Genomic DNA, 26,679 nt, shown 5'->3' with positions numbered 1-26,679 from the left:
CAATCTCGTTATAACACTTCGACCTGAAGCCCATATCACCAACAGCCAGAACTTCATCAACTATCAAAACATCAGGGTCCATGCGCACCGCGATTGAAAAACCCAATCTAACACTCATTCCAGAACTATAGCTCTGTACTGGTGCATCAATAACCTCCCCCAACTCCGCAAACTCAACTATCTCTTCGAACTTTTCATCTATTTCTCTTTTTCTGAGCCCGAGCACTGAAGCGTTCACATAAATATTTTCGCGACCGGTCAGAATAGGATTAAATCCGGCCCCCAACGCAATCAGCGCAGCTACCCGCCCACGCATTTCTATCCGCCCTTGATCGGGTTTGATCAAGCCATTAAGCATACGTAGCAAAGTAGTTTTCCCTGCACCGTTACGGCCAATCAAACCCAAGCACTCGCCGCGCTTAAGTTCGAAACTAACATCCTTGATCGCCCAGAACTCATCCTTGCGCAAATCGCCACCGCCCCCATGCGGATTACCTATTAGCTCACTTCCAAGATCTTGCATGCCATACCAAAGCGAACGCTTCAAACTACGGCAAAATTTCTTGGAGACACCGTCGACTTTAACCAAGGCTTCGCTCATCACTCAGGCGCTCATACGTTCGATCAGAATAGGCATGGCGGCACGGTAGACCACCCACACCAAAAAAAGCAGCAGCAGCAACGCCGCATTGACTGCAACAAAGTAGCCCAGATAGTCGGGCTGCATGCCGGTCAACCAGTCACGACTGGTGAGGATCAGCGGAGTCAGGGGGTTCCACTGAAAAACCTTCTCCGCAAGCCCTGCCGTGGGCATGGGGAAAACCACGGGGGTCAGGTACATCATAAATTGCATCAGCAACGGCAAAGCCTTGCCTATATCGCTGTAGAGCATGCCAATTGGTGTTATCAGCAACCCAAGGGCAATACCGGCAAGCACTAGGGAGAGCACGCCCAAGGGCATCAGTAACCAACTCCAACTGGGATAAATCCCCATCACCACAAGCGCCATTAGCAGCAGCAGCATCTTGATCGCGGCATTGAACAGGGTTTGATAAATACCGGAAACGATCAACGCCTCTCGAGGGAAGTTGATCTTGGCCAGCATGGCCTTGGCTGCAGTGGTTTGCTGCAAGGGGGCATTGAGCGCATCCATAAAGATGGCCCAGAGCATGGTGCCGGTAAACACATAGACGGCATAGGGCAACACCGTCTCACCAACAGAGACAATGCCGGCGCTATTTAGAAACAACCAGGTCACCGTATTGGCCAACGGCAGGATAAAAGCCCACAACACCCCCAAGGCCGCCTGACGATACTGCGCACTGATATCCCGCACCGCCAGACGCCAGGCCAACTCACGACCACGCCAGAGGTCGTAAAACATTTCACCCACAAGTTTGGCGGGATGACGCAAAGAGGAGGCGGGCGTGTAGATGGTGACATCAAGCTTATTCATAGCAGTCGGGTTCCATTTTTTTTTGCCAGCCCCAAGCATGCTGGATGATCAACCCAAGATCAGAAAACTGTGGTTGCCACCCGAGCACTTGACGGGCTTTCTCCGTTTGGGCAGTCAATATTGGCGAATCACCTACTCGCCTATCTACCGTTTCAAACGGAATGCTGTGCCCAGTAATGCGGCGCACTTGCTCAATCACCTCAAGAACAGAAAACCCCTGACCGTTGCCCAGATTGAACGCATCGCTTTGCCCTCCCTCTAGCAGCAATCCCAGCGCTTGCAAATGGGCCCTGGCCAAGTCAGTCACATGGATATAGTCACGGATGCAACTGCCATCGGCCGTTGGATAATCCACGCCATAGACCTGAAGGTGCTCGCGTTGACTTAGAGCGACTTGCAGAGCCAGAGGTATCAAGTGGGTTTCTGGATCATGCGCCTCACCAATCTCCCCCTCAGGATCGGCACCTGCAGCATTGAAATAGCGCAAGCTGATGGAGCGCAGGCCATGAGCGACGTCAAAGTCCTGCAACATACGCTCGATCATCAACTTAGAAGCGCCGTAGGGATTGATCGGTTGCTGCGGATGCTGCTCGTCAATAGGGGTATAAACGGGCATACCATAGGTTGCACACGTACTGGAGAAGACCAGCTTGTCAATGCCATGGTCGCGAAGTGCCTCAAGGAGATTGAGAGAGCCCAGGACATTATTACGATAGTACTTCCCAGGGTTCTGCACCGACTCCCCCACCAGGCTGGAGGCCGCAAAATGTATCGCGACCTCGGGTCGATATTGCGCTAACACCTCATCCAGCCTGAGGCGGTCAGAAATATCGCCGACCTCCAATGGGCCCCAGCGGACTGCCCGGAGATGGCCGCAAACCAGATTGTCATAGCTGATGGGGGTATGACCTGCCAGAGCAAGAACCTTGCAGGTATGACTACCAATATAACCGGCACCGCCAGTAACGAGGACAACGCTCATCGTGTAGTAACCTTTGGCAGCGAATTATTCGTGCAACTGCCTAGCGCCGCTATGGGACAACCTGGCTGCGCACTGATCAACGGAGCCCCTTTGCAGGCTTTCCGTTGGCACATTCTCGCATAGCGGGAGCAAATCCCATTGCGCGCCTGTACACAGAAGTAACGCTGTTCCCTTACTAAAGCCCCCGCCCAACCCCGTAGTAAGTCCAGCCGTCACTCTGCAGGCGCTCGGGATGGTAGAGGTTGCGACCGTCCACTATTACCTTGGCGTTCAGCCGGCTCTGCATTTCATCGAAATCCGGGGCGCGGAACTGCTGCCACTCGGTACAGATCAGCAGGGCATCGGCCCCCTCCAGGGCGCTGTATTTGTCGCGACAGAGGTTCAGCCCTGGCTGTCCGGCATAGAGTCGCGCGGTCTCCGGGGCCGCCACCGGGTCAAAAGCCCGCACCGAGGCACCGGCCTGCCATAGCGCCTCCATCAAGGTGCGACTGGGGGCCTCGCGCATATCATCGGTATTGGGCTTAAAGGCCAGCCCCCATAGCGCGAAAGTGCGCCCCTTGAGTGCCTCGACACCGCCGAAATGCTTGATCAGCTTGGCGAATAAACGGGTCTTTTGCCGAGCATTCACGGCCTCTACCGCCATTAGCAACTCGGCCTGGTAGCCCACCTGGCGAGCTGTCTGCGCCAGGGCCTGGACGTCCTTAGGGAAGCACGAACCGCCATAGCCGCAGCCTGGATAGATAAAGTGGTAGCCAATGCGCGGGTCCGAGCCTATGCCGCGGCGCACCTCTTCAATGTCGGCACCGAGCAGCTCGGCCAGGTTTGCCACTTCGTTCATAAAGCTGATTTTGGTGGCCAGCATGGCATTGGCCGCATATTTGGTCAGCTCGGCCGAACGCACATCCATAAACAGGGTGCGATCATTGCTCCGATTGAATGGCTCATACAGTTCGCGCACCAGTTGCCTGGCCCGTTCGGATCGCGTACCGACGATAATCCGGTCTGGTTTGAGGAAATCATTGACCGCTGCCCCCTCCTTGAGAAACTCAGGATTCGAGACCACGTCATAGTCCAGGACGAGGCCGCGCCCGGCCAACACCTCGGCGATACGCTGCTGAACCTTGTCCGCAGTGCCTACCGGCACCGTTGACTTGTTGATCACCAGGCGATAGCCATCCATGTGCTCGCCAACGCTCTGGGCTACTGCCAGTACATGACTGAGGTCGGCAGAACCGTCTTCGTCCGGCGGCGTACCTACGGCGATCAACAGCACCTGAGCATGGCTGACCGCCCGCCCCACATCGCTGGAGAAACCCAGATTGCCTGCCTGCAGGTTGCGCACGACTATATCTTCCAGGCCAGGCTCCCAAATTGGCAGTTCGCCTTGCTGCAGCCTGTCCAGCTTGGCCTGGTCAATATCCACGCACAGCACACCATGACCCATCTCGGCCAGACAGGCTCCAGTCACCAACCCCACATAACCTGTGCCGAAAATGGCCAGTTTCATCCTGTCACGCTCCGACTAATCAAGTTCGTAGTAACCGCGATACCACTCCGCGAAACGCTGGAGTCCGACCTCAAGTGGTGTGTCGGGCGCATAGCCGGTATCCCGAATCAGTTCGTCGACATCGGCATAGGTATGTTCCACATCGCCCGGCTGCAGGGGCAGCAGTTCTTTCACCGTGGAACGACCAAAGGCCTGCTCCATCAATTCGATATAGCGCAGCAGCTCAACCGGCTGGCTATTACCGATGTTATAGAGCTTCCAGGGGGCCCGACTGCTGGCCGGATCAGGAGCCACGCCAGACCAGGCAGGGTTCCCCAGCGGGATGCGCGCCAGGCAACGCACGACGCCTTCGACTATGTCGTCGATATAGGTAAAGTCGCGGCGATGCCGGCCATGGTTGAACACTCGTAAGGGCTCCCCGGCCAGAATCGCCCTGGCGAACAGGAAAGGCGACATATCCGGACGCCCCCATGGACCGTACACAGTAAAAAAGCGCAGGCCGGTAGTCGGCAGACCAAATAGATGGCTGTATGTATGCGCGAACAGCTCATTGGCCTTTTTAGTAGCGGCATACAAGGACAAGGGATGGTCTACGTTATCCCGGGTACTGAAAGGCATTGACTCATTGGCCCCATAGACCGAGCTGGACGAGGCGTAGACCAGGTGCTCGATTGCGTTCTGTCGGCAAGCCTCGAGCAAATTGACAAAGCCCACGAGGTTACTGTCGACGTAGGCATGGGGGTTTTCCAGGGAGTGACGCACACCGGCCTGCGCCGCCAGGTGCACGACCCGCTGAAAGGCCTGCTCACGGAAAAGCCGCTCCAGCGCACCACGCTCCGCAATATCCAGTGCAATGAAATGGAAGTTTGCCAAGGGCTTGAGCTGCGCCAGGCGGGCCTGTTTGAGGGCTACATCGTAATAGTCGTTGAGGTTGTCGATACCAACCACCTCGCAGCCCTGCTCAACCAAGCGCTTGGCGACATGAAAACCGATAAAACCAGCGGCACCGGTAACTAGAACCCGCATTTTCACCTATCTCCCGGTAATGACTCACACAACCTCGAACAACCCGATCTATGCCGCTGCCGAGCAGCGATACAGCCTGTACCTCCGTGCCTGGCATCCAGATCGGCGGTTGCAACAGCCCTCAGCCACGCAGGAAATCGACATACCAGGGCATGGCATCGCGCAAACCCGCCTCAAGATCGAAAGCAGGGGCATAGCCCAGCTGACGTACGGCCTTGCCGATATCCGCCTGCGAATGGCGCACATCGCCTGGGCGATACTCGCGATAGAGGGGCTCCAACGCATAGGCCTGGGCATTCTCCGCCAGGGTCTGGCGCAACATGGCAAACAGCTGATTCAGCGTAGTGCGTCCACTCACCGCCACGTTATAGACCTGATTGCGCGCCTGCGCGGGAGCCGTGGCAGCCAGCAGGTTGGCCTGCACGGCATTGTCCACGTAGCAGAAGTCGCGGCTGGTTTCGCCATCACCATTGATGAACAACGCCTTGCCGGCAATCATTGCGGCAGTCCAGAGCGGAATCACCGCGGCATAAGCTCCCTCCGGGTCCTGTCGCCGGCCGAAAACGTTGAAATAACGCAGGCCAATGCAAGGAAACCCATAACTGCGAGCGAACACCTCGGCATAAAGCTCATTGACATACTTGGTGACCGCGTAAGGGGACAAGGGCTTGCCTATATGTTCCTCGACCTTGGGCAGAGCAGGATGATCGCCGTAGGTCGAACTGGAAGTCGCATAGGTAAAACTCCCTACACCGGCATCTCGAGCCGCTACCAGCATATTGAGAAAACCATCGATGTTGGTGGCATTGGTAGCCAGCGGATCCGCCAATGAACGCGGTACCGACCCCAGTGCCGCCTGATGCAGCACATGCTCTACTGGTGCGGCATCACCGCCCTCAAGCGCCCGACGGCAGTCCTCCAGCTTACGGATGTCACCTTCGATATAGTGAAAGCGCGCCCACTGCTCAGCCGTCACCAGATGCCGCACTTCTTCCAGATTACGCCGGTGCCCTGTGGCGAAGTTATCCAGCCCAACCACCCGCTGCTCAAGTTTGAGCAAGGTTTCCAGAAGGTTCGAGCCGATAAACCCTGCAACCCCGGTAATCAACCAGGTCGCGGGGGCTTGCTGCAATGTTTGCTGCAGGTGCTGATAGGCCGTCATGTGGCTGTTCTCAAACTGCTAAAGTTAATGCTCAGACTCTGCGCCGAGCATTATTGGTGATACGCAGAGCCATGCGTGAGCCCAACTGAAGCGGCTGCAGCGCACCCGACAAACCGTTTATAGCCTAAGGTGGCTATCTTCGGCTGGCAGCAGATATTTGAGGTCATAAATGATGTGCGCCGGCTTACCCAGTACGCGAATGCTCTCGGCCCCCATGGCCATGAACTGTTTATGGGCCACCGCCAGAATAATTGCGTCGTAAACGCCGGCCTCTGGCTGCGCGACCAGTTGCAGCCCATATTCCCGCTGAGCGTCCTCAGCCCCCACCCAGGGATCGTGGACATCGACCTGCACGTTGTAGTCACCGAGCTCGCGCACGATGTCGATAACCCGGGTATTGCGCAGGTCCGGGCAGTTCTCCTTGAACGCCAGCCCCATGACCAACACCCGCGCACCCTCGACCTGGATTCGCCGCCTAATCATGGCCTTGACCAGCTGCGCCACCACATAGCTGCCCATGCCATCGTTCAAGCGCCGCCCCGCCAGGATGACTTCTGGGTGGTAGCCGATGGCCTGGGCTTTGTGGGTTAGGTAATACGGGTCGACCCCAATGCAATGCCCGCCGACCAGGCCTGGACGGAAAGGCAGGAAATTCCACTTGGTCCCTGCTGCCTCCAGCACGGCCTGGGTATCGATCCCCAGGCGGTTGAAAATGATCGCCAACTCATTGATCAGGGCGATATTCACATCGCGCTGGGTATTTTCGATCACCTTGGCGGCCTCGGCGACCCTGATGTTCGCCGCCTTGTGGGTGCCGGCCGTAATAATCCGTCGGTAGAGTGCATCAACCTGCTCGGCCACCTCGGGTGTCGAACCGGAGGTGACCTTCCTGATAGTGGTGATGCGATGCTGCTTGTCCCCTGGGTTGATCCTTTCCGGGCTGTACCCGACAAAGAAATCCTTATTGAAGCGCAGACCTGAGGCACGCTCCAAGGCAGGCACGCACTCTTCTTCGGTCGCCCCCGGGTAGACCGTCGATTCGTAGATCACCAGATCGCCTGGCGAAAGCACTGCACCAATGATCGCCGATGCACTGAGCAATAGACTCAGATCGGGGCGCTTGTGCGCATCTATCGGGGTTGGCACCGTAACGATATACACGGTGCAGGCCGCCAGATCCTCTGGCTTGTCCGTGAACCTCAGCAGGCGGGCCTCGGCCAGCTCATCCGGGCTAACTTCCAGAGTCGAATCCCGCCCCTCTCGCAGCGCTTGAATCCGCTGGGAATTGATATCGAACCCTTGCACGGGCAATACCTTGCCAAAGGCCACAGCCAGTGGCAACCCTACATAACCCAGGCCTACAACCGCTATTTGCAGGGGGCGATGCTCACTCATTTGATGTCCTTAGGGTGCACTAACACAATATTAACCTGACGCGTAAAAACCCGCTCACGTGGCTTGGTTGAAGCGCATTACAATGCCCTACACTTCTTAAATGCAGCCTGGATCAATAATCACCAGCTTAAGCTGGCCTACAGTGGGTAGAGTTTTTACTAATGTCCAACTAAACCATTGCAAAATGCGTACTGGCGCAGGCGATGCTTGCTGCAGCCGATAGCGAACGCACCATTTGGCAGCGTCTATCGGCTGCGCTATAAGGCAGGCATCCGAATCGAGAAAATTGTATGAATGACAGCGTATCGCTCTCCGGCCTGGCCAAACAGATGGTCCTGGCCGAGTTGCTGGATGAAAAAACCGCTCAACAAGCTCAGCAGCAGGCCCAGCGTAACAAGCTTTCGCTGGTGACCTATCTGGTGCAGAACAAGCTGGTTAAAAGTCGCGCCCTCGCCGAGCTCGCCTCTGAGCAATTCGGGGTGGCATTTGTCGACTTGAGCAGTATCGATAAAGAGGCTCAGCCCAGAGACCTGGTCAGCGAAAAACTCATTCAGCAGCATCGTGTGCTGCCGTTGTGGCGCCGCGGCAACAAGCTGTTTATCGCCGTATCGGATCCAAGTAACCATCAGGCGGTAACGGATATTCAGTTCTCCACCGGAATGACGACCGAGTCGATCCTGGTTGAGGATGACAAACTCGGCGACGCTATCGAAAAATTCAACGAGAGCACTGGCAGCGGCATGGAGGACTTGGCGGACGTCGACCTAGACGGCCTGGACGTCGAGGCAGTTAATGATGACGCGCAAGACAAGGGGGAAGGTAATGCCGCCGACGATGCCCCGGTCGTGCGCTTCGTCAACAAGATGCTGCTGGATGCCATCAAAGGTGGCTCATCCGACCTGCACTTCGAACCTTATGAGAAAAACTACCGCGTGCGCTTTCGCACCGACGGCATTCTGCAAGAGATTGCCCGCCCCCCCGTGCAACTGGCACCGCGCATATCGGCACGCTTAAAGGTCATGGCCGGCCTGGACATCTCCGAGCGACGCAAGCCGCAAGATGGTCGGATCAAGATGCGCATCTCGAAAAACAAGTCCATCGACTTTCGCGTCAGCACCTGCCCCACGCTGTGGGGCGAAAAGATCGTGATGCGGATTCTCGACGCAACCAGCGCACAAATGGGCATCGACGCACTAGGCTATGAGCCGTCGCAAAAAGATCTGTATATGGCGGCCCTCAAGCAACCTCAGGGCATGATTCTGGTCACCGGCCCCACTGGCTCGGGCAAGACCGTGTCGCTCTATACCGGCCTAAATATCCTGAACACCGTGGATGTGAATATCTCCACCGCCGAAGACCCAGTGGAGATCAACCTGGAAGGCATCAATCAGGTCAACGTCAACCCCAAACAAGGCATGGACTTCACGGCGGCGCTGAAAGCCTTTTTGCGCCAGGACCCGGACATCATCATGGTCGGCGAAATCCGCGACCTGGATACCGCCTCCATCGCCGTCAAGGCGGCACAAACCGGCCACATGGTGATGTCCACCCTGCACACCAACAGTGCCGCGGAAACCCTGACGCGCCTGCGCAATATGGGGGTGCCCTCATTTAACATTGCCACCTCGGTCAACCTGATTATCGCCCAGCGCCTGGCACGCAAGCTGTGCAGCAGCTGCAAGAAAGAGGTGCAGATCCCGCGCGAGGCGTTGCTCGAGGAAGGCTTCCCGGAAGACAAGATTGGTACCTTCAAGATTTATGGCCCGGTTGGCTGCGAAAACTGCAACGGCGGTTACAAAGGTCGTGTCGGTATTTATGAAGTGGTTAAAAACACGCCTGCCCTGCAACGGATTATCATGGAGGAAGGCAACTCCATTGATATTGCCGTGCAGATGCGTAAAGACGGCTTTAATGATCTGCGTACCTCAGCTCTGCTGAAGGCTATGCAAGGTGTAACCAGCCTCGAAGAAGTGAACCGCGTGACAAAGGACTAACCGATGGCCGTGAAAGCAATAAAAACCAGCACCTTCAGCTGGGAAGGCACCGATAAAAAAGGCGCCAAGATAAAGGGCGAGACCAGCGGTCAAAATCCTGCGCTGGTCAAAGCGCAATTGCGTAAACAAGGCATCAACCCGACCAAGGTTCGCAAAAAATCGGAGTCGATATTTGGTCGCGGCAAAAAAATCACTCCCATGGACATCGCCCTGTTTGCACGACAGATGGCCACCATGATGAAGGCGGGTGTGCCCCTACTACAGTCTTTCGACATCATCGGCGAAGGCGTTGATAACCCAAACATGCGCAAGCTGGTTGATGACATCAAACAGCATGTGGCATCGGGCAATAGCTTTGCCGCCGCCCTGCGCACCCGCCCCGAGTATTTTGACGACCTGTTCTGCAACCTGGTAGATGCGGGCGAACAGGCCGGCGCGCTGGAAAATCTGCTTGACCGAGTAGCCACCTACAAAGAAAAAACCGAAGCTCTCAAGGCCAAGATAAAAAAAGCCATGAACTACCCGATCGCGGTGGTAGTGGTCGCCATTATCGTTTCGGCTATCTTGCTGATTAAGGTGGTTCCGCAATTCGAATCGGTATTTGCCAACTTTGGTGCAGAGCTACCGGCATTCACCCAGTTTGTTATCGGCATATCCCAGGTAATGCAAAGATGGTGGTTTATTTTCCTACTCGGAATATTTGCCGCGATTGTTTCCTTGACGGAAGCCAAGAAGCGCTCCGAGAAATTCCGTAACTGGATCGACCGCGTGGCGCTAAAAGCTCCCATTGTCGGTGACATCATCTACAAGTCGTCTGTCGCACGTTATGCCCGCACCTTGGCCACTACCTTCGCTGCTGGCGTGCCGCTGGTGGAGGCACTGGACTCAGTGGCAGGTGCAACCGGCAATATCGTGTTCAAGGACGCGGTGCATAAAGTCAAGCAGGACGTCACCTCTGGTATGCAACTGAACTTCTCAATGAAATCCACGGGGGTATTTCCTTCCATGGCAGTGCAGATGACTGCGATTGGCGAGGAGTCCGGTGCACTGGATATGATGCTCGACAAGGTGGCCAGTTATTACGAGGCGGAGGTAGACAACGCAGTCGACGGTCTAACAGCCCTGATGGAGCCACTAATCATGTCCGTCCTCGGCGTCCTTGTTGGCGGCCTGATCGTCGCCATGTACCTGCCCATCTTCCAACTCGGTGCCGTTGTTTAACCTATGTCAGTGATAGATTTCTTGGCCGGCCATGTGCTGGCCTTTGTTTTATGCGCGCTGCTCATCGGTTTATTGATCGGCAGCTTCCTCAACGTAGTGATCTATCGCCTACCCGTAATGATGCAGCGCGACTGGCGCGAGCAGGCCCGCGAAGTGCTTGAGTTACCGGCAGAAGCCCGAGGGGAAACCTTCAATCTGGTTCTACCCAACTCGAAATGCCCGCAGTGTGGTCATGAGATCAAGCCCTGGGAAAATATCCCGGTTATCAGCTTCCTGTTTCTGCGCGGCAAGTGCTCCAGCTGCAAAACTCCGATCAGCAAGCGCTACCCCCTGATCGAACTGAGCTGTGGCCTGCTGTCGGCTTATATCGCCTGGCACTTCGGTTTTACCTGGCAAACAGCTGGCATGCTGGTACTGACCTGGGGACTGCTGGCGATGAGCCTGATCGATGCCGATCATCAGCTGCTGCCGGACTCCCTGGTGTTACCCCTGTTGTGGCTGGGCCTGATCCTCAACCACTTCGGGCTGTTTACCAGCCTGGAAGATGCCCTGTGGGGCGCAGTAGCCGGCTACCTGAGCCTGTGGTCGGTGTACTGGCTGTTCAAGCTGATCACCGGCAAGGAAGGCATGGGCTATGGCGACTTCAAGCTGCTGGCCATGCTCGGCGCCTGGGGTGGCTGGCAGGTTTTGCCATTGACTATCCTACTGTCATCACTAGTGGGAGCCGTGCTGGGTTTGATCATGCTGCGTCTGCGCAACGCCGAAACCAGCACACCCATCCCCTTCGGTCCCTACCTGGCGATTGCCGGCTGGATAGCACTGCTGTGGGGCGATCAGATCACCACCAGCTACCTGCAGATCGCCGGATTTCGTTAACGCCCCCTGTACAGCGGTTATATAGGAGCGGCCTGAGCCACTCCTGCATCACCCGCCACTCACACGCCAAAGCTGCACACGCCTTGAGCGTCAGCCGCCCATTAGCCAGCCAGCCAGCGACTGCACTACAATCGCGACTCTGTCACGCCATACAAGAGTCGCACGCTGATTATGAAACCCTGGATTCTTGGCCTAACCGGCGGTATTGGCAGCGGCAAGAGCGCGGTCGCGCAGTGTTTTATCGAGCACGGCGTGCATCTGGTCGATGCCGATCACGCGGCGCGCTGGGTCGTTCAGCCGGGGCGACCAGCCCTGAGCAAGATAGTCGAGTACTTTGGCAGCGACGTTTTGCAAGCCGATGGGCAGCTGGATCGCAGCGCCCTGCGCGCCCGCATCTTTGCCAATACCGATGACAGGCGCTGGCTGGAGACATTGCTGCATCCATTGATCGGCCAGGAAATCATGCAGCACCTGACGCGCGCAGAATCACCCTATGCGATCCTGGTTTCGCCGCTGCTGATCGAGTCTGGCCAATACAAGCTGACCCAGCGCGTGCTGGTGGTGGACGCCCCCGAACAGCTACAGATACAGCGCACCATCGCTCGCGACCAAAGCTCGGCGGAACAGGTGCAAGCCATTCTTCAGGCGCAAGCCAGCCGTGCCGAACGGCTTAAGCATGCCCACGATGTACTGCTGAATGATCGCGATCTGCACTGGCTGCAAGCCGAGGTCGAACGCCTGCACAATTTTTACCTGACCCTACGCGGAGGCCAAGCATGAGCACACCTACCATCGTCGCCTGCCCGACCTGCGGCGCCCCTGTCGAATGGGGCCCACAGAGTCCCAGCCGGCCATTCTGCTCGGAGCGCTGCAAATTGATCGACCTCGGCGCCTGGGCAGCGGAAGATCACGCCATCCCCGGCAACCCCTTGGAAGACGACCTGTTCTCAGGCGACCTACCGCCCCGCGAACACTGATCGCACTTATGGCCGCATAAAGCCGTAGTCGCGTTCATCGTCCAGGTTGTCGGCGAGAAACTGCAGCTCCGCGGCCAGATCTGCGCCGTCACGCTGCAAGCGACTGCGCTCAACTACCGCACTGAGCAGAGCGCGCAGGGCCAACGCAGGATCAAAGCCCTGTTCCTGCGCACATTGCACACTCCGCTCAAGGTCCTGCCTGGCCCATTCGTGCACACCCATATCGACGCCTCCGTCTCTGTTTGCCTCCGAGAGTGCCAAACAGCTCGCGCCGGCCATTGATCTGGATCAAGCAGACCAACCTAATAGATGCGCCGCAGCCCGGGTCATCACTCAGCGGAATCATCCCCCTTCCAGGGTGCCGCCAGGTAACGCGTGCGATTGAAGGTTTCCAACCAGTCCGGGTAGAACACCACCAGGGCCGCAACCAACATGCCGTTGATAAAGGCCTAGGGGAAAATCACCAGCCACAGATAGCCAAGCCCCCCCCCAGCCAGGGCGGCATCGGGAACAGGCCATCGATCCACAGCACAGCAAAGCCCGCACCTATGCACAGCAATGCAGCCAAGGCCGCGGCGAAAAAGCCACTGCAGAAGATATAGACGAACAGGTTGCGCGGCTGCCTGCGCTCGACCAACAAGGCGCAGCTTTCGTTTAGCCACACCGGAATCAGCACCAGCAGCACACCATTGACACCCAAGGCCGCCAGATCCTGCCGCCCCAGGGCCAGCATACCCAGTTGCGCGAGAAACCCGACCAGCAGTGCCAAGGGCCAGTCCCGCAACAGGGTCACCGCGGTCATACCGATAAAGTGATAGGACAACCCCGAGTCAAAATCACGCCGCACCAGCCATAACAGCAACAGCGCCAAGGTCGTGCCGCCCACTATGTGCTGGCGGCGCAGATCGCTGCACAGCTCCAACTAGGGCGAACGCCACAGCGCCCAGAGCAACATGGGCAGATAGAGCACCCAGCCGGCCACCTGGGTGGTGGGCGAAAGCAATTCAGCACCTATCATAGGCAGGCTCCCAGCCCAGAACGACACAGGCCAAAGAATATGCAGCAGCGCCTCGCGCCCTTTACACAGCGCTGGCCGCCCCAGTCTACACTGCGCCTCCCACTACGGCCGCCAGCACCAACCATCGCCGCGTAACCACCCCAATGAAGCCCAACGCAGCAGGGATACCAACAACCCGGTCACGCAGGCTAAGCTGGCGATATGGACGACTCAGATTATCTGCGCCTGCTTACTCACCAGGCCGAGCAAGCCAATGCTTTCCTCTCCAATGCTCGCAAATGGGAACGTGAGCGTTGGGTCTGTCAGCGCCTGCTGCAGGCACTGAACGTTGCCCACCGTATCGAGGAGTTCAGCGCCGCCCGGCCAGAACCGCCGGACGTGCTGTTTCGCGACGCCTGTTTCGAGGTGTTCTTCGTCCTGGACGAAGGTCGCCGCCTGAATGACGAATGGCGCGCCGAACTGGAACGCCGCCGCAGCGCCTTCTCCCTCAGCCAACTGGTGCGCCGCGAGGCCAAACCCAGGCGTATAGGGGCGAGCGAACTGCTGCAGCGCCTGACCCCGACGCTGCGCAAGAAGGCGCACAACTACGGCGAACGCGGTCTCGATCTGGGCGAGTTGGATCTGCTCGCCTTCGTCAATCTGAAACGCGCCGTCCCCGACTTCAACAGCCACTTCCCGCCACCGACTGAATTCCTCCGCCAGGGCTGGCGCTCGCTCTCCCTGGTCGGCCCGAGCTTCGCCCGGGTGCTCTTCGCCCACCCGGATGCGCCGGACTTCCTGCGCAGCAACCTCGGCCGCACTGTGCTCTTCGATGTCGGAATCAGCCTGTGAGCCCACGGCAGCAACTGCTCGCCGCCGTGCCGCAACAAGGCCAAGTGCGCGGGATAGGCGTACGCCCCACAGCGCGCGCCGGCATGCTCGAGCTGAAAGCAGTGGAAGCGCGCCGCGAAGCCGGCCTGACCGGCGACCACAGCCGCCCCGGCCCGCGTAACGCGCGCCAGGTCACCCTGATCCATCGGGAGCACCTGGCCGTGATCGGCGCGCAGCTAGGGCGCTCAACCGGACAAGCCATCACGCCGCAAGACCTGCGGCGCAATATCGCCATCAGCGGCATCAACCTGTTCAGCCTGAAAGGGCGGCGCTTTCGCATCGGCCAGGCACTCCTGGAGACCACCGGCTGGTGCCAACCCTGCGCGCGCCTGGAGGAGCGCCTGGGCCCAGGCGCTTTTCAAGCCGTACGCGGCCATGGCGGCATTGCTGCGCGAGTGCTACAAGGCGGCATTATCTGTCTGAATGACGACCGCTGCGTTGAGCCCCTATAAGACCCACCGCTAGAATGCCCACCACTTATCGACCGAGCGCCATCCAGCCCAGCCGCTGGTAACCCGGTCCAAGCCTGCGAGGTTCACCATGTCCAGCCGCCTGAGCCCTGACGACCAAGAACGCGTCGCCCAGTATCTAAGTGCCCCGCAGCACCAGGTTGAGCGTCAACCCTTCAAGGTATGGCGATTACTGCTGGTCATTTTTATCGCAGTGATTGGCCTGGGCCTGTTAAGCCGTCTTCTGAGTCGACTGGTGCTATGAGCTGCATGGCGCTCGCCCAGGTCGACTCACGCTGTTTTTTTAAAAACCTTGTGAGCGTATCAAATGACCCATCGAATACTGATTGTCGGCGGCGGCGCCGGCGGCTTGGAGCTGGCTACCCGTCTGGGTAGAACCCTGGGCAAGCGCGGCCAGGCCAAGGTGACCCTGGTCGACGCCAACCTGACCCATATCTGGAAGCCGCTGCTGCATGAGGTAGCCGCCGGGTCACTGAACTCATCCGAAGACGAACTGAACTACCTGGCCCAGGCCAAGTGGAATCATTTCGAGTTTCAGCTCGGGCGCATGGCCGGACTCAATCGCGCCGAACGGCAGATTCGCCTGGCCGCCACCCAGGATGACAATGGCGAGGAGCTGATGCCCGAGCGCGAGCTGGGCTATGACAGCCTGGTGCTTGCGGTCGGCAGCACCACCAACGACTTCGGAACCCCGGGCGCCGCCGAACATTGCCTGTATCTCGATACCCGCAAACAGGCCGAGCGCTTCCACCACCAATTGCTCAGCCATTATTTGCGTGCCCACGCCAACCAGGGCAGCACCACCGAGCAGATCAACGTGGCCATAGTCGGCGCGGGAGCCACGGGGGTCGAGCTGGCCGCCGAGCTGCACCATGCCGCCCATGAGCTGGCCGCCTATGGCCTGGATAGCATCCGCCCGGAAAACATGCGCATCACCCTGATCGAAGCCGGCCCGCGGGTGCTGCCCGCGCTACCGGAGCGCATCGGCCAGCCGGTGCACAAGACCCTGGAAAAACTCGGCGTCACCGTACTCACCGGCGCCGCCGTCAGCCAGGTGACGCGCGACGCCCTGCATACCGCGCAAGGCCAAGTGATACCCGCCTGCCTCAAGGTCTGGGCCGCCGGCATCCGCGCCCCCAGCTTTCTCAAGGACCTGGATGGCCTGGAGAGCAACCGCATCAACCAGCTGCAGGTAAGACCCAGCCTGCAAACCACCCGCGACGACAATATCTTCGCCTTTGGTGACTGCGCTGCCTGCCCGCAGCCCAGCGGCGAGGGGCGCAACGTGCCGCCACGCGCGCAGGCGGCGCATCAGCAAGCCTCGCTGCTGGCCAAATCCCTGAAACTGCGCATCGAGGGCAAGCCCCTGCCGGAATACCACTACCGCGACTACGGCTCGCTGATCTCGCTGTCGCATTTTTCCGCGGTGGGTAATCTGATGGGCAACCTGACCGGCAGCGTGATGCTCGAAGGCTGGCTGGCGCGGATGTTTTATGTGTCGCTGTACCGCATGCACCAGGTCGCGCTCTACGGCATGCTGCGTACCCTGCTGCTGATGCTGGGCGACCGCATCGGCCGCAGCACCGAGCCCCGCCTGAAATTGCATTGATGCCACTGCGGGCAAGGCCAGGCCTTGCCCGCAGCCATCCACACAGAAACAACTCGCTCAACAACAAAATCGCAGGCAATAAAAAACCCGCACTAGGCGGGTTTTTTACTTTCAAGCGTGCTTGAAATGGTGGGTCGTGTGGGATTCGAACCTACGACCAATTGGTTAAAAGCCAACTGCTCTACCAACTGAGCTAACGACCCAAAAGTGGTCGGGGTAGGGGGATTCGAACTCCCGACATCCTGCTCCCAAAGCAGGCGCGCTACCGGACTGCGCTATACCCCGATGGAAAGATTGGCTCCGCGACCAGGACTCGAACCTGGGACCCAATGATTAACAGTCATTTGCTCTACCGACTGAGCTATCGCGGAACTACTAGCTTTCTTTTCTCAGATATTGGCGTTGGTGGTTAAACCGTTTCCCGTATCTGAGGCGCGCCATTTTACGTTTCCAGCGCGCCCTGTCAACCCCTTAAATTGCTTTTACTACAATGATTTGCAGCAGCCTGACAGACTGCTATATGTAGCTAGGTCTACATTCAATACAGGACGCACCAGCCGCAAGGCTTTAGCCAGGAAACTCCATGAGCAACCAGGGCCAACCACCGCACACCCCAAGCACCCCACATACCCTTGCCAGCCGGGGTATTCAGCCGCGCTTCGGCGAGCTGGTACAAAGCTGCCGCAAGCTGGTGATGAACCGCCTCGCCGAACAGCTGACCGGCGTCTTTGCCCAGGTTGACGACACCCTGTTCGAATGCGCGGAAAAAGCCGAGAGCAATCAGGTGCAAAGCCTGTTCTTCGACAGCATGCGTGAGATCCGCAAACAGCGGCCGCAGGTCGAGCGCAGCTATCACCAGCAGATCGCGCAGAATTTTTCCGACTTCCTCGAAGGTAAACTCAAACGCCCGGTCAGTCCCAGCGAAGTGGATGCCGAACAACTGGTCCTGGTGCAGAACGAGGATTACGAAGAAAGCCTGCAGGTCATCAATATGGTCAGCCGGGTCAAGGCCCGCTGTGCGCAACCCTTGTTCGCTCTGGAGCAGCGCTTGGCTTTGCTGAATAACGGGCAGAAGCTGGGCGAAGACAGCAACCCGTTTGGCCCGCAGATGATCGCCCTGGCCTTTCGTGTTGCCCTGAGCCCCTGCCCCTTCCCCCTGCGCATCAAGATCATTCTCTATACGCTGTTCGACAGCCATGTCATGCGCAACCTGGACAGCATCTATGCCGACCTGAACCAGCGCCTGATCGATGCCGGGATACTGCCTAATCTCAAGTACAGCGCGCCACGCAATGCCAATCCACCCCACAGCAGCACTGCGCCGGCGGCGGCCAAACCAGACCAGACAGCAACACAGAGCAGCAGCGCCAGCATCCAGCCGTCACCGGCGAGCCCGCACAGCAAGCCCACCCAGCAGGCGCCGGTCACTGCCGCCAGCCTCAGCGGCCCGCCGCCCAGCGACCCCGCCGAGCTGCTGGGCAGCCTGGCCGCCCTGCTGGACGCGCACCGCCAGCAAGATCGCGATGTCACCCTGCCCGGCGGCACCCGCAGCTTTGCCAGCTTTACCCCGCGCGAGGCCACGCGCACCTACAGCGCCAGCGAGCTGCTCGAAGCCCTGAATCGCATGCAGCAACAGTCCGCCCGCGACTTCTCGCAACGCCTGCAGCGCCCGCAACAGGTAGACGGCCTGAAAGCCGACCTGCAGCAACAACTGCAAACCCATAGTGCGTTGCCGAGCCAGCACAAGGTCGCGGATCAAGAAGCCGACGTGATCGACCTGGTCGGCATGCTGTTCGACTTTATTCTCGACGACGACAACCTGCCCGACAGCTGCAAGACCACCCTCTCCCACCTGCACACGCCCTACCTGAAAATCGCCCTGCAGGACAAGGCGCTGTTTACCCAGCACCACCACCCGGCGCGCCGCCTGCTCAACGCCATGGCCCAGGCAGGCGTGCTCTATGGCGGCGAGGGCGATGAACGCGGCCTGCTGGCGAAAATGCAGTGGGTGGTGGAACGGGTCATCCATGATTTCTTCGTCGACCTGCAACTGTTCGACAACCTGCTGGAGGAGTTCAACGAGTTTGTCGCCACCCTCAGGCACAAGGTCGAACTGCGCGAAAAGCGCGCCGTGCAAGCCGCCAAGGGTCGCGACAAACTCCTGGGGGCGCGCCAGCGGGCGCTGGAAGTGATTGCCGCTTGCCTGACCAACCGCCAGCCACCGGCCATCATTCGCAACTTTCTCGAACTGACCTGGGCCGACGTGCTGGTGTTCGTGCTGCTGCGCCACGGCGACAGCAGCCCCGAATGGCAGCGCGCCAGCGAGGTCGCCGAGCAGCTGGCCTGGAGCGGCACGCCGCTGGACGAGCCTGGGCGTGGGCGCCTGCAGGCCCTGCGTGTAGCCCTGCTGGAAGACTTGCGCAAAGGCCTGGAGCTACTCGGCGGCTATCACGAAGACGGCATCCGCCGCCTGCTGCAAGACCTGGTAGCCTGCCAGCATGCGGTGCAGGCCAAGCAACCGCAGATCGCCGAGCGGCTCAAACCCGTGCTGGCGGAAAGTCAGCTCGGCAGCATGCTCGGCGAAGATGCCGCCCTGGCCAGCCTGGCGCCACGCCAATCCAGCCTGTCGCCACGCGCCCAAGCCCTGGTCGAGGAGCTGCAGCATATCGAGTTCGGCACCTGGTTCGAGTTCGCCAGCGGCGAGCAGGTGCGCCCGCTGAAGCTGTCCTGGTTCAGCCCGACCACACACAACTACATGTTCGTCGACCACACGGGTCAGCGCGCCGTCATCAAGCCACTGCACCTGCTGGCCACTGAAATGGAGCAAGGTCTGGCGCGCATAGTTACCGCGGAACGCGACGCCCCCTTGGTGGACCGTGCCCTGAATGCCATTTACCGCGTATTGCAGCGCTTTACCGGGCACACCAGCGAAACCCAAGAATAAGGAACTGCTATGAGTGACGAACGGCGCCTGCACGACCGACACCACACCGAGTTGCAGCTGGAAATCTTCGACCTACACTCCGGCCGGCGCCTGGGCCGGGTGGTCGACCTCTCCGCCGATGGTTTTATGCTGTTCAGCGATACGCTGCTGGCCGCCGACGAACTGGTGGAATGCCGCCTGGTCAGCGAACAGGTGATTGAAGGCGTGGGTGAGATCAGGCTCGCCGCCGACTGTTTGTGGAGCCGCCCCGGCGCCAACGGCCAGCACTGCTGGGCCGGCTTTCATATCATCGACCTGGCCGAGGATCAGGCTGCCGCCCTGGACGTACTGCTTAAGCATCTATAGGGCCTGCATTCAGGCTGCCGAGCCCCACACACAAAACAACACCCCGCTCGGCCTGCGCCGTAACGGGGTGTGGGTTAGCGCCTAACGCAGACTTAGCTAAAGACTATCTGCTCGCCTTCGACCCTGCCGGTGACGCTGCTCCCGGGGGCGAACTGACCGGCCAGAATCAACTGCGCCAGCGGGTTTTCGATCCAGCGCTGCACCGCGCGCTTGAGCGGCCGTGCCCCATAGACCGGGTCATAACCCACGGCAATCAGCTTATCCAGGGCCTCAGCCGTGAGTTCCAGGCTCAGCTCACGCTCGGCCAGGCGCTGGCGCAAACGACCCAGCTGGATCTGCGCGATGCCGGCGATCTGCTCACGGGCCAGCGGCTCGAATATCACCACCTCATCGATGCGGTTGATAAATTCCGGACGGAAATGCGTGCTGACCGCATCCATCACCGCCGCGCGCTGCCCTTCCTGATCACCGACCAGCTCCTGGATCTGCACCGAGCCGAGGTTGGAGGTCATCACCAGCACCGTGTTCTTGAAGTCCACGGTACGCCCGTGGCTGTCGGTCAGCCGGCCATCCTCCAGCACCTGCAGCAGCACGTTGAACACATCCGGATGAGCCTTCTCCACCTCGTCCAGGAGGATCACCGAGTAAGGCTTACGGCGTACGGCTTCGGTCAGGTAGCCACCCTCCTCATAGCCGACATAGCCGGGCGGCGCGCCGATCAGGCGGGCCACCGAATGCTTCTCCATAAACTCGGACATATCGATGCGCACCAGCGCCTCCTCGGTATCGAAGAGGAACTCGGCCAGGGCCTTGCACAGCTCGGTCTTGCCCACCCCGGTCGGGCCGAGGAAGAGGAAGGAGCCGCTCGGTCTATTGGGATCGGACAAACCGGCGCGGGAACGGCGCACGGCGTTGGCCACAGCCACCACCGCCTCGTTCTGACCGATCACCCGCTGATGCAGCAGGCCTTCCATCTTCAGCAGCTTGTCGCGCTCGCCCTCGAGCATCTTCGCCACCGGGATGCCGGTCCACTTGGACACCACCTCGGCGATCTCTTCCTCGGTGACCTTGCTGCGCAGCAGCTGGTTCTCGCTCTTGCCGTGCTGGTCGACCATCTGCAGGCTGCGCTCCAGATCCGGAATGATGCCGTACTGCAGCTCGGCCATACGGTTGAGGTCACCCTTGCGCCGCGCCGCTTCCAGTTCCTGGCGGGATTGCTCGATCTTCTGCTGGATCTGCGCCGAGCCCTGCACCTCGGCCTTTTCCGACTTCCAGATCTCTTCCAGGTCGGCGTATTCGCGCTCCAATCGGGCGATGTCCTCGTTGAGCTTGGCCAGGCGCTTGATCGCCGCCTCGTCGTCTTCCTTCTTCAGCGCCTGGGCCTCGACCTTGAGCTGAATCAGGCGGCGCTCCAGACGGTCGAGCACCTCAGGCTTGGAGTCGATCTCCATGCGAATGCGGCTGGCGGCTTCGTCGATCAGGTCGATGGCCTTGTCTGGCAGCTGGCGGTCGGTGATATAGCGGTGCGACAGCTTGGCCGCGGCGATAATCGCGCCGTCTGTGATGGCCACCTTGTGGTGCACTTCATAGCGCTCTTTCAAGCCGCGCAGTATGGCGATGGTGTCTTCTTCGCTCGGCTCATCCACCAGCACCTTCTGGAAGCGCCGCTCCAGGGCGGCGTCCTTCTCGATGTACTGGCGGTACTCGTTGAGCGTGGTGGCGCCGACGCAGTGCAGCTCGCCGCGGGCCAGCGACGGCTTGAGCATATTGCCGGCATCCATGGCGCCCTCGGCTTTGCCGGCGCCGACCATGGTGTGCAGCTCGTCGATAAACAGGATGATCCGCCCTTCCTGCTTGGACAGCTCGTTGAGCACGGCCTTCAGGCGCTCCTCGAACTCACCGCGGAACTTGGCGCCGGCGATCAGCGCGCCCATGTCCAGGGACAGCAGGCGCTTGTCCTTCAAGCCATCCGGCACTTCGCCGTTGACGATGCGCTGGGCCAGGCCCTCGGCGATGGCGGTCTTGCCCACGCCGGGCTCGCCGATCAGCACCGGGTTGTTCTTGGTACGGCGCTGCAACACCTGGATGGTGCGGCGGATTTCGTCGTCGCGGCCGATCACCGGATCGAGCTTGCCCTCCTCGGCACGCTTGGTCAGGTCGATCGTGTACTTGTCCAAGGCCTGGCGGTTTTCCTCGACATTGGGGTCGTTCACCGCATCGCCGCCGCGCAGGTTGGCCACGGCGTTTTCCAGGGCCTTCTTGCTCACGCCCTGCCCCAGCAGCAACTTGCCGAGCTTGGTGTTTTCGTCCATGGCGGCCAGCAGCACCAGCTCGCTGGAAATAAACTGGTCGCCCTTCTGCTGCGACAGGCGGTCGGCCTGATTGAGCAGGCGCGCCAGATCCTGGGACAGGTTGATATCGCCGGTCGGGCTCTGGATCTTGCCGAGGTGATCGAGCTCCTTGGTCAAGGCCTTGCGCAGGTTTCCCACATCGAAGCCCACCTGCATCAGCAGCGGCTTGATCGAGCCACCCTGCTGATCGAGCAAGGCCTGCATCAGGTGCAACGGCTCGATGGCGGCATGGTCCAGGCCCACCGCCAGGGATTGGGCGTCGGACAGGGCGAGTTGTAATTTGCTGGTTAAACGATCGATACGCATAAAGAGTCATCCCTCGCTGAGAAGGCAGGTCGGTGCGCTGAACCGCACCCGATACAGAGAGCCTGCTAGATGAAGAGTAGATGAGGACGATTGTGCGGGTTTCAAGCCGGGCGGCCTTGATGGAGATCAGTAAGGCCGCAAGTAACCACGTTCTGGATGAGGATCAGTTGCCCAGCCAGATCAGGCTGGCGAAGCGCCCGGTTTGCGCCGAACGGCGATAGGAATAGAAGCGCGGATCGCTGAAGGTGCAGAAATCGCCGCCGTACACCGCCTCGACTCCACGGGCAGCCAGACGAATGCGCGCCAGCTGGTAGATATCGGCGATAAATTTGCCCGGATTATGGCTGGGCTGGAACGCCTCGGCGGCCTGGGCGTGCTGCGCGACAAAGGCCTCACGCACCTCGGCGCCGACTTCAAAGGCTTGCGCACCTATGGCCGGGCCGAGCCAGACCAACACCTGATCCGCCGGCAGCGCCAGCGCATCCAGGGTCGACTCCAGCACCCCGCCAGCCAGCCCGCGCCAACCGGCATGGGCCGCGGCCACCCGGGTGCCGGCACGGTCACAGAACAGCGCCGGCAAACAATCGGCGGTCATGATGGCGCAGGCGACGCCCGGGGTTGCCGTCCAGCTGGCATCGGCTTGCGCGACCTGCCCCGGCAGGGCTTCGACCACGGCCGTGCCATGCACCTGCTGCAGCCAGGCCGGCTTGCAGCCGAGCAGGCTGACCAGGCGCTGACGATTCTTCAGCACCGCCTGCGGGTCGTCGCCGACATGATCGCCCAGATTGCAGCTGTCGAACGGCGCACCGCTGACACCCCCAGTGCGGGTGGTGACGCAGCTTTTAACCCGTGCCGGTGCCGGCCATTGCGGCGTCAACCAGTCGTGCATCACCCAATAAAGGCCTCGCGATCCTGACGCAGCAGCGTCAGCAACCAGACAAAGTCATCCGGCAGCGGCGACTGCCACTTCATCCGCTCCCCGGTGATGGGGTGGTCCAGTTCGAGGAAGCGCGCATGCAAGGCCTGGCGCGGAAACTCCTTGAGGCTCTGCACCATGCCCGGGTTGGCCGCCGGCGGAATGCGGAAACGCCCGCCGTAGACCGGATCACCCACCAGCGGGTAGCCGATATGACTCATATGCACGCGGATCTGGTGGGTACGCCCGGTTTCCAGTTTGACCCGCGCATGGGTGTGCGAGCGGAAGCGCTCCAGCACCCGGTAATGGCTGACCGCCGGCTTGCCGCCGTCGCTCACCGCCATGCGCTGACGCTGCGAGGAGCTACGACCGATAGGCGCGTTGATCTTGCCGCCGGAGGTAATCACGCCGATGACGATGCATTCATAGATGCGACTGACCGTACGCTTTTGCAGCTGATCGACCAGACGGGTCTGCGCCTCGATGGTCTTGGCCACCACCATCAGGCCGGTGGTGTCCTTGTCCAGGCGATGGACTATGCCAGCGCGCGGCACGTTGATGATGTCCGGCACATGGTGCAGCAGGGCATTGAGCAGGGTGCCATCGGCATGCCCGGCGGCCGGATGCACGACCAGGCCGGCCGGCTTGTTGATCACCAGAATATGCTCGTCCTCAAAGACGATATCCAACTCGATATCCTGGGCGATCCATTCGCCCTGGGCTTCCTGCTCGGCCTTCAGGGCCAGCAGCGCGCCGCCGTGGACTATGTCGCGCGGGCGCAGCACCGCTCCATCGACGGTCAGCAGCCCCTCTTTGATCCAGGCAGACAGACGCGAACGCGAGTGCTCGGCGAACAGGAGTGCGGCGACTTGGTCGAGGCGTTGACCGCCCATTTCAGTGGGCACCTCGGCGTTCAGTTCTATGGTCTGGGTATTAATAGAGGACATGCTCGGCAACGGAGGGGGTGTAGCCTTTGGTTTCGGCTACACGCTTGTGGTTAAATACGGCGTCTTTGCCCCAGGGCTACTGGGGCGCTCATCATAACAGGACGGCTTTGCTCAAGACAGCCGCCGTCACAGGGACGCAAGCCGCCATGCAAGTGAAACACCTGCTGCTGATCGCAATCCTCGCCCTCACTGCCGCCTGCTCGTCAAAAGAGGTGGTCGACGAAAATCTGAGCGAGACCGAATTGTACCAGCAGGCACAGGCCGATCTGGACACCAAGAGCTACACCAGCGCTGTCGCCAAGCTCAAGGCACTGGAATCGCGCTACCCGTTCGGCCGCTATGCCGAGCAAGCCCAGCTGGAGCTGATCTACGCCTACTACAAGAACGTCGAGCCGGAAGCGGCCAAGTCGGCGGCCGATCGCTTTATCCGCCTGCACCCGCAGCATGCCAACGTCGACTATGCCTACTACCTCAAAGGCCTCGCCTCCTTTGACCAGGACCGTGGCCTGATCGCCCGTTTCGTGCCGCTGGACATGACCAAGCGTGACCCCGGTGCCGCCCGCGACTCCTACAACGAGTTCGCCCAGCTCACCAGCCGTTACCCGACCAGCCGCTACTCCGCGGACGCCAAGCAGCGCATGATCTACCTGCGCAACCTGCTGGCCGCCTATGAGATCCATGTGGCGCATTACTACCTGACCCGCAACGCCTACGTCGCCGCCGCCAACCGTGGCCGCTACGTGGTGGAAAACTTCCAGGAAACCCCGGCGGTCGGCGATGGCCTGGCGGTGATGACCGAAGCCTACCAGCGCCTGACTCTGGACGAGCTGGCCGCCACCAGCCTGGAAACCCTCAAACTCAACTACCCGGACCACCCGAGCCTGGTCGACGGCCAGTTCGTACCGCGCGAGCAAGAAGCCGACACCCGCTCCTGGATGGCCAAGGCGACTCTCGGCCTGATCGAATCCGACACCCCGCTGCCACCGGGCGAAACCCGCGCCAGCCAGGACGTGATCAAGCAGTACGAAGACGCCGAAGAGCAGATCCCGGACGAGCTGAAAGCCGAGAACGCCGAAGAGAGCGAAGAAGCTGAAGAAGAGAGTAAGGGCCGCTCCTGGCTCAGCTATATGACGTTCGGGCTGTTTGACTGAGTCGCCGAGCTGTCTAGTCCTAAATAGGTGTCAACCATAGTTAGGACAGGACAAAGCGGCAATAAAACGGGAGGCAAATGGCTAATGCCATGCAGTTAAGCTGACTGGCATTGTTCGTTCTAGCGGGATACTTCGATAGTTTGGGCTTGATCATGCGGGGATAAGAGCGATCCTCCCGTCGATGTGGGAGGACGTAATGGGTGGCCGCAGCATGAAGGTCAGCCAGGTAGGCGGGATACTCTAGGAGTGGCTCAAGGAGGTGGTCTGCAAAAAGTGCAGGATTGCCCAGGCACAGGCGGTAAAACTCAGCTCGCTGGGCTGTACGCCTGCGTATTTCGGCCCATCGTGACCGGCTGTTTCGGTAGATCGTGACCGGTCATTTCGCTAACGCGTGGCCGCTCATTTCGCTATCAACGTGACCGATTTCGAGCCTGTTCCGAAACAGGCGGTCACGGCTTAGCGAAATACTTCCACCCCATTGCGCATGACCTGACGCGACCGTCACCCTCGCCCGATTTTGGGGAGCAGAGGATGGCGGGTCTGGAGTGGCCAGCGCTGGCCGCGCTGGATGAGGTAGCTCTGGCCGCCGTGCTGTTGCCTACCGCCAAGGTGCGCCAGACCCGCGGCGAGCGGGTGTTGCCGGATGTGATCAGCCTCCACTGCTGTTGGCGCTGATTGAATATTGACCCACCCTGCCGATTGAAATTTGACCCAAGGCTGGTTGCTGTTTTTTGCATCAGCAACTGTGGATAAGTCTAGCAGCCGAGCTGCTTTTGAAAGCTTCCTTTTCGATAGCCCAATGCAACGGATGAAGGTCTGCTACCGACATAGCCCGTAGCAGACCTTTCATGCGCGCAAGTCAAAACGGTTCGTCGACCAACGCGTCTTGGCCATCCTTGCGCTTTTGCTCACGCGCCTTGATCCGCGACTGGGCGGCCAAGCTGCTGTGTTGCAGGCGGTACGACTCGTTGCCGGTCTCGACGATATGACAGTGGTGCGTGAGCCGATCCAGCAGTGTCAATCAGCGTCCAAAACTTTCCAGTTGGTTAGGCGGTTTTCATCTCCTTTTTGCGCTGCTTGAAGCGGAACGAATCGTTGCCGGTTTCGAGGATGTCGCAGTGGTGGGTGATGCGGTCGAGCAGTGCCGTGGTCATCT

At 59.8% G+C, this 26,679-nt stretch carries 25 protein-coding genes, 3 tRNA genes and 2 pseudogenes; 13 read left to right on the top strand and 17 right to left on the bottom strand.

Annotated features, from left to right (window positions below; all coding sequences use genetic code 11):
- The 7 genes from Q8Q83_RS19105 to tviB all read right to left on the bottom strand — a co-directional run.
- The coding region (locus tag Q8Q83_RS19105) for an ABC transporter ATP-binding protein (RefSeq protein ID WP_305625707.1) at positions 1-601 on the bottom strand (601 nt) is incomplete at its 3' end.
- 3 nt (positions 602-604) lie between these two features.
- Positions 605-1,456, bottom strand: a complete 852-nt coding sequence (locus tag Q8Q83_RS19100; protein WP_305625706.1) for an ABC transporter permease — start codon at positions 1,454-1,456, stop codon at positions 605-607.
- Positions 1,449-2,438 (bottom strand): UDP-glucose 4-epimerase GalE, encoded by a 990-nt coding sequence (gene galE / locus Q8Q83_RS19095; RefSeq protein WP_305625705.1) that lies wholly within the window; start codon positions 2,436-2,438, stop codon positions 1,449-1,451. Before galE ends, Q8Q83_RS19100 begins: the two co-directional genes overlap by 8 nt.
- A 175-nt stretch (positions 2,439-2,613) precedes the next feature.
- A complete protein-coding gene (locus Q8Q83_RS19090) occupies positions 2,614-3,945 on the bottom strand; it encodes a UDP-glucose/GDP-mannose dehydrogenase family protein (protein WP_305625704.1) in 1,332 nt (443 codons plus the stop codon).
- Between the two features lie 15 nt (positions 3,946-3,960).
- Complete coding sequence (locus Q8Q83_RS19085) at positions 3,961-4,971, bottom strand: NAD-dependent epimerase (protein WP_305625703.1); 1,011 nt, start codon at positions 4,969-4,971, stop codon at positions 3,961-3,963.
- A gap of 121 nt (positions 4,972-5,092) precedes the next feature.
- Positions 5,093-6,133, bottom strand: a complete 1,041-nt coding sequence (locus tag Q8Q83_RS19080) for an NAD-dependent epimerase/dehydratase family protein (RefSeq protein WP_305625702.1) — start codon at positions 6,131-6,133, stop codon at positions 5,093-5,095.
- A 117-nt stretch (positions 6,134-6,250) separates the two neighbouring features.
- A complete protein-coding gene (gene tviB, locus Q8Q83_RS19075) occupies positions 6,251-7,528 on the bottom strand; it encodes a Vi polysaccharide biosynthesis UDP-N-acetylglucosamine C-6 dehydrogenase TviB (RefSeq protein WP_305625701.1) in 1,278 nt (425 codons plus the stop codon).
- Between the two features lie 290 nt (positions 7,529-7,818).
- Between tviB and pilB the strand changes: the two genes are divergently transcribed.
- The 5 genes from pilB to yacG all read left to right on the top strand — a co-directional run bounded on the left by pilB (position 7,819) and on the right by yacG (position 12,596).
- Entirely contained in the window at positions 7,819-9,522 is a 1,704-nt protein-coding gene (gene pilB, locus Q8Q83_RS19070) for a type IV-A pilus assembly ATPase PilB (protein ID WP_305625700.1), read from the top strand.
- 3 nt (positions 9,523-9,525) lie between these two features.
- Positions 9,526-10,743, top strand: coding sequence for a type II secretion system F family protein (locus Q8Q83_RS19065; RefSeq protein WP_305625699.1), 1,218 nt, complete (start codon positions 9,526-9,528; stop codon positions 10,741-10,743).
- A 3-nt stretch (positions 10,744-10,746) separates the two neighbouring features.
- Entirely contained in the window at positions 10,747-11,619 is an 873-nt protein-coding gene (locus Q8Q83_RS19060; RefSeq protein ID WP_305625698.1) for an A24 family peptidase, read from the top strand.
- Between the two features lie 171 nt (positions 11,620-11,790).
- Positions 11,791-12,399: a dephospho-CoA kinase gene (gene coaE, locus Q8Q83_RS19055; protein ID WP_305625697.1), complete on the top strand. Its 609-nt coding sequence runs from the start codon at positions 11,791-11,793 to the stop codon at positions 12,397-12,399.
- Positions 12,396-12,596, top strand: coding sequence for a DNA gyrase inhibitor YacG (gene yacG / locus Q8Q83_RS19050; RefSeq protein ID WP_305625696.1), 201 nt, complete (start codon positions 12,396-12,398; stop codon positions 12,594-12,596). Before coaE ends, yacG begins: the two co-directional genes overlap by 4 nt.
- A 6-nt stretch (positions 12,597-12,602) precedes the next feature.
- On the opposite strand, the gene Q8Q83_RS19045 is transcribed toward yacG, so the two are convergent.
- Positions 12,603-12,818 carry a hypothetical protein gene (locus tag Q8Q83_RS19045; protein ID WP_305625695.1) on the bottom strand — a complete coding sequence of 72 codons (216 nt, stop codon included), beginning with the start codon at positions 12,816-12,818 and terminating at the stop codon, positions 12,603-12,605.
- Between the two features lie 107 nt (positions 12,819-12,925).
- Positions 12,926-13,614, bottom strand: a pseudogene (locus Q8Q83_RS19040) (energy-coupling factor ABC transporter permease).
- Positions 13,615-13,815: 201 nt separating this feature from the next.
- Here Q8Q83_RS19040 and Q8Q83_RS19035 point away from each other — a divergent pair.
- From Q8Q83_RS19035 to Q8Q83_RS19020, 4 genes are all read left to right on the top strand, one after another.
- Positions 13,816-14,445, top strand: coding sequence for a DUF1780 domain-containing protein (locus Q8Q83_RS19035; RefSeq protein ID WP_305625694.1), 630 nt, complete (start codon positions 13,816-13,818; stop codon positions 14,443-14,445).
- Positions 14,442-14,936, top strand: coding sequence for an MOSC domain-containing protein (locus tag Q8Q83_RS19030; RefSeq protein WP_305625693.1), 495 nt, complete (start codon positions 14,442-14,444; stop codon positions 14,934-14,936). The genes Q8Q83_RS19035 and Q8Q83_RS19030 overlap by 4 nt, the downstream gene beginning before the upstream one ends.
- A gap of 88 nt (positions 14,937-15,024) precedes the next feature.
- On the top strand, positions 15,025-15,198 hold the full coding sequence (locus Q8Q83_RS19025; RefSeq protein WP_305625692.1) for a DUF3094 family protein: 174 nt from the start codon (positions 15,025-15,027) through the stop codon (positions 15,196-15,198).
- A 63-nt stretch (positions 15,199-15,261) separates the two neighbouring features.
- Complete coding sequence (locus Q8Q83_RS19020; RefSeq protein ID WP_305625691.1) at positions 15,262-16,563, top strand: NAD(P)/FAD-dependent oxidoreductase; 1,302 nt, start codon at positions 15,262-15,264, stop codon at positions 16,561-16,563.
- A gap of 127 nt (positions 16,564-16,690) precedes the next feature.
- Here the strand turns inward: Q8Q83_RS19020 and Q8Q83_RS19015 are convergent.
- From Q8Q83_RS19015 to Q8Q83_RS19005, 3 genes are all read right to left on the bottom strand, one after another.
- Positions 16,691-16,766 (bottom strand) — tRNA-Lys (locus Q8Q83_RS19015).
- A 5-nt stretch (positions 16,767-16,771) separates the two neighbouring features.
- Positions 16,772-16,848: transfer RNA gene (locus tag Q8Q83_RS19010), tRNA-Pro, on the bottom strand.
- A 10-nt stretch (positions 16,849-16,858) separates the two neighbouring features.
- Positions 16,859-16,934 (bottom strand) — tRNA-Asn (locus tag Q8Q83_RS19005).
- A 212-nt stretch (positions 16,935-17,146) separates the two neighbouring features.
- On the opposite strand from Q8Q83_RS19005, the gene Q8Q83_RS19000 reads away from it, so the two are divergent.
- Together Q8Q83_RS19000 and Q8Q83_RS18995 are read left to right on the top strand one after the other, a co-directional pair.
- A complete protein-coding gene (locus tag Q8Q83_RS19000) occupies positions 17,147-19,507 on the top strand; it encodes a DUF1631 domain-containing protein (RefSeq protein ID WP_305625690.1) in 2,361 nt (786 codons plus the stop codon).
- Between the two features lie 9 nt (positions 19,508-19,516).
- Complete coding sequence (locus Q8Q83_RS18995) at positions 19,517-19,852, top strand: PilZ domain-containing protein (protein ID WP_305625689.1); 336 nt, start codon at positions 19,517-19,519, stop codon at positions 19,850-19,852.
- 92 nt (positions 19,853-19,944) lie between these two features.
- On the opposite strand, the gene clpB is transcribed toward Q8Q83_RS18995, so the two are convergent.
- The 3 genes from clpB to rluD all read right to left on the bottom strand — a co-directional run bounded on the left by clpB (position 19,945) and on the right by rluD (position 24,372).
- Positions 19,945-22,509 (bottom strand): ATP-dependent chaperone ClpB, encoded by a 2,565-nt coding sequence (gene clpB, locus Q8Q83_RS18990; protein WP_305625688.1) that lies wholly within the window; start codon positions 22,507-22,509, stop codon positions 19,945-19,947.
- A 163-nt stretch (positions 22,510-22,672) separates the two neighbouring features.
- Positions 22,673-23,398: a peptidoglycan editing factor PgeF gene (gene pgeF, locus Q8Q83_RS18985; RefSeq protein ID WP_305625687.1), complete on the bottom strand. Its 726-nt coding sequence runs from the start codon at positions 23,396-23,398 to the stop codon at positions 22,673-22,675.
- On the bottom strand, positions 23,398-24,372 hold the full coding sequence (rluD, locus tag Q8Q83_RS18980; RefSeq protein ID WP_305625686.1) for a 23S rRNA pseudouridine(1911/1915/1917) synthase RluD: 975 nt from the start codon (positions 24,370-24,372) through the stop codon (positions 23,398-23,400). Before rluD ends, pgeF begins: the two co-directional genes overlap by 1 nt.
- Positions 24,373-24,518: 146 nt before the next feature.
- On the opposite strand from rluD, the gene Q8Q83_RS18975 reads away from it, so the two are divergent.
- Together Q8Q83_RS18975 and Q8Q83_RS18970 are read left to right on the top strand one after the other, a co-directional pair.
- Positions 24,519-25,523 (top strand): outer membrane protein assembly factor BamD, encoded by a 1,005-nt coding sequence (locus Q8Q83_RS18975; protein ID WP_305625685.1) that lies wholly within the window; start codon positions 24,519-24,521, stop codon positions 25,521-25,523.
- A gap of 531 nt (positions 25,524-26,054) precedes the next feature.
- Positions 26,055-26,198 (top strand): hypothetical protein, encoded by a 144-nt coding sequence (locus tag Q8Q83_RS18970; RefSeq protein WP_305625709.1) that lies wholly within the window; start codon positions 26,055-26,057, stop codon positions 26,196-26,198.
- A gap of 184 nt (positions 26,199-26,382) precedes the next feature.
- On the opposite strand, the pseudogene Q8Q83_RS18965 reads toward Q8Q83_RS18970, so the two are convergent.
- Positions 26,383-26,538 (bottom strand): annotated as a pseudogene (locus Q8Q83_RS18965) (ATP-binding protein); the annotation flags it as partial.
- Positions 26,539-26,569: 31 nt separating this feature from the next.
- The coding region (locus Q8Q83_RS18960) for an ATP-binding protein (protein WP_305625708.1) at positions 26,570-26,679 on the bottom strand (110 nt) is incomplete at its 5' end.

Source organism: Pseudomonas sp. (assembly GCF_030696055.1).
Taxonomy (GTDB): domain Bacteria; phylum Pseudomonadota; class Gammaproteobacteria; order Pseudomonadales; family Pseudomonadaceae; genus Aquipseudomonas.
The sequence above is the reverse complement of the archived record's forward strand: the minus strand, read 5'-3'. Positions and strand labels throughout refer to the sequence as shown.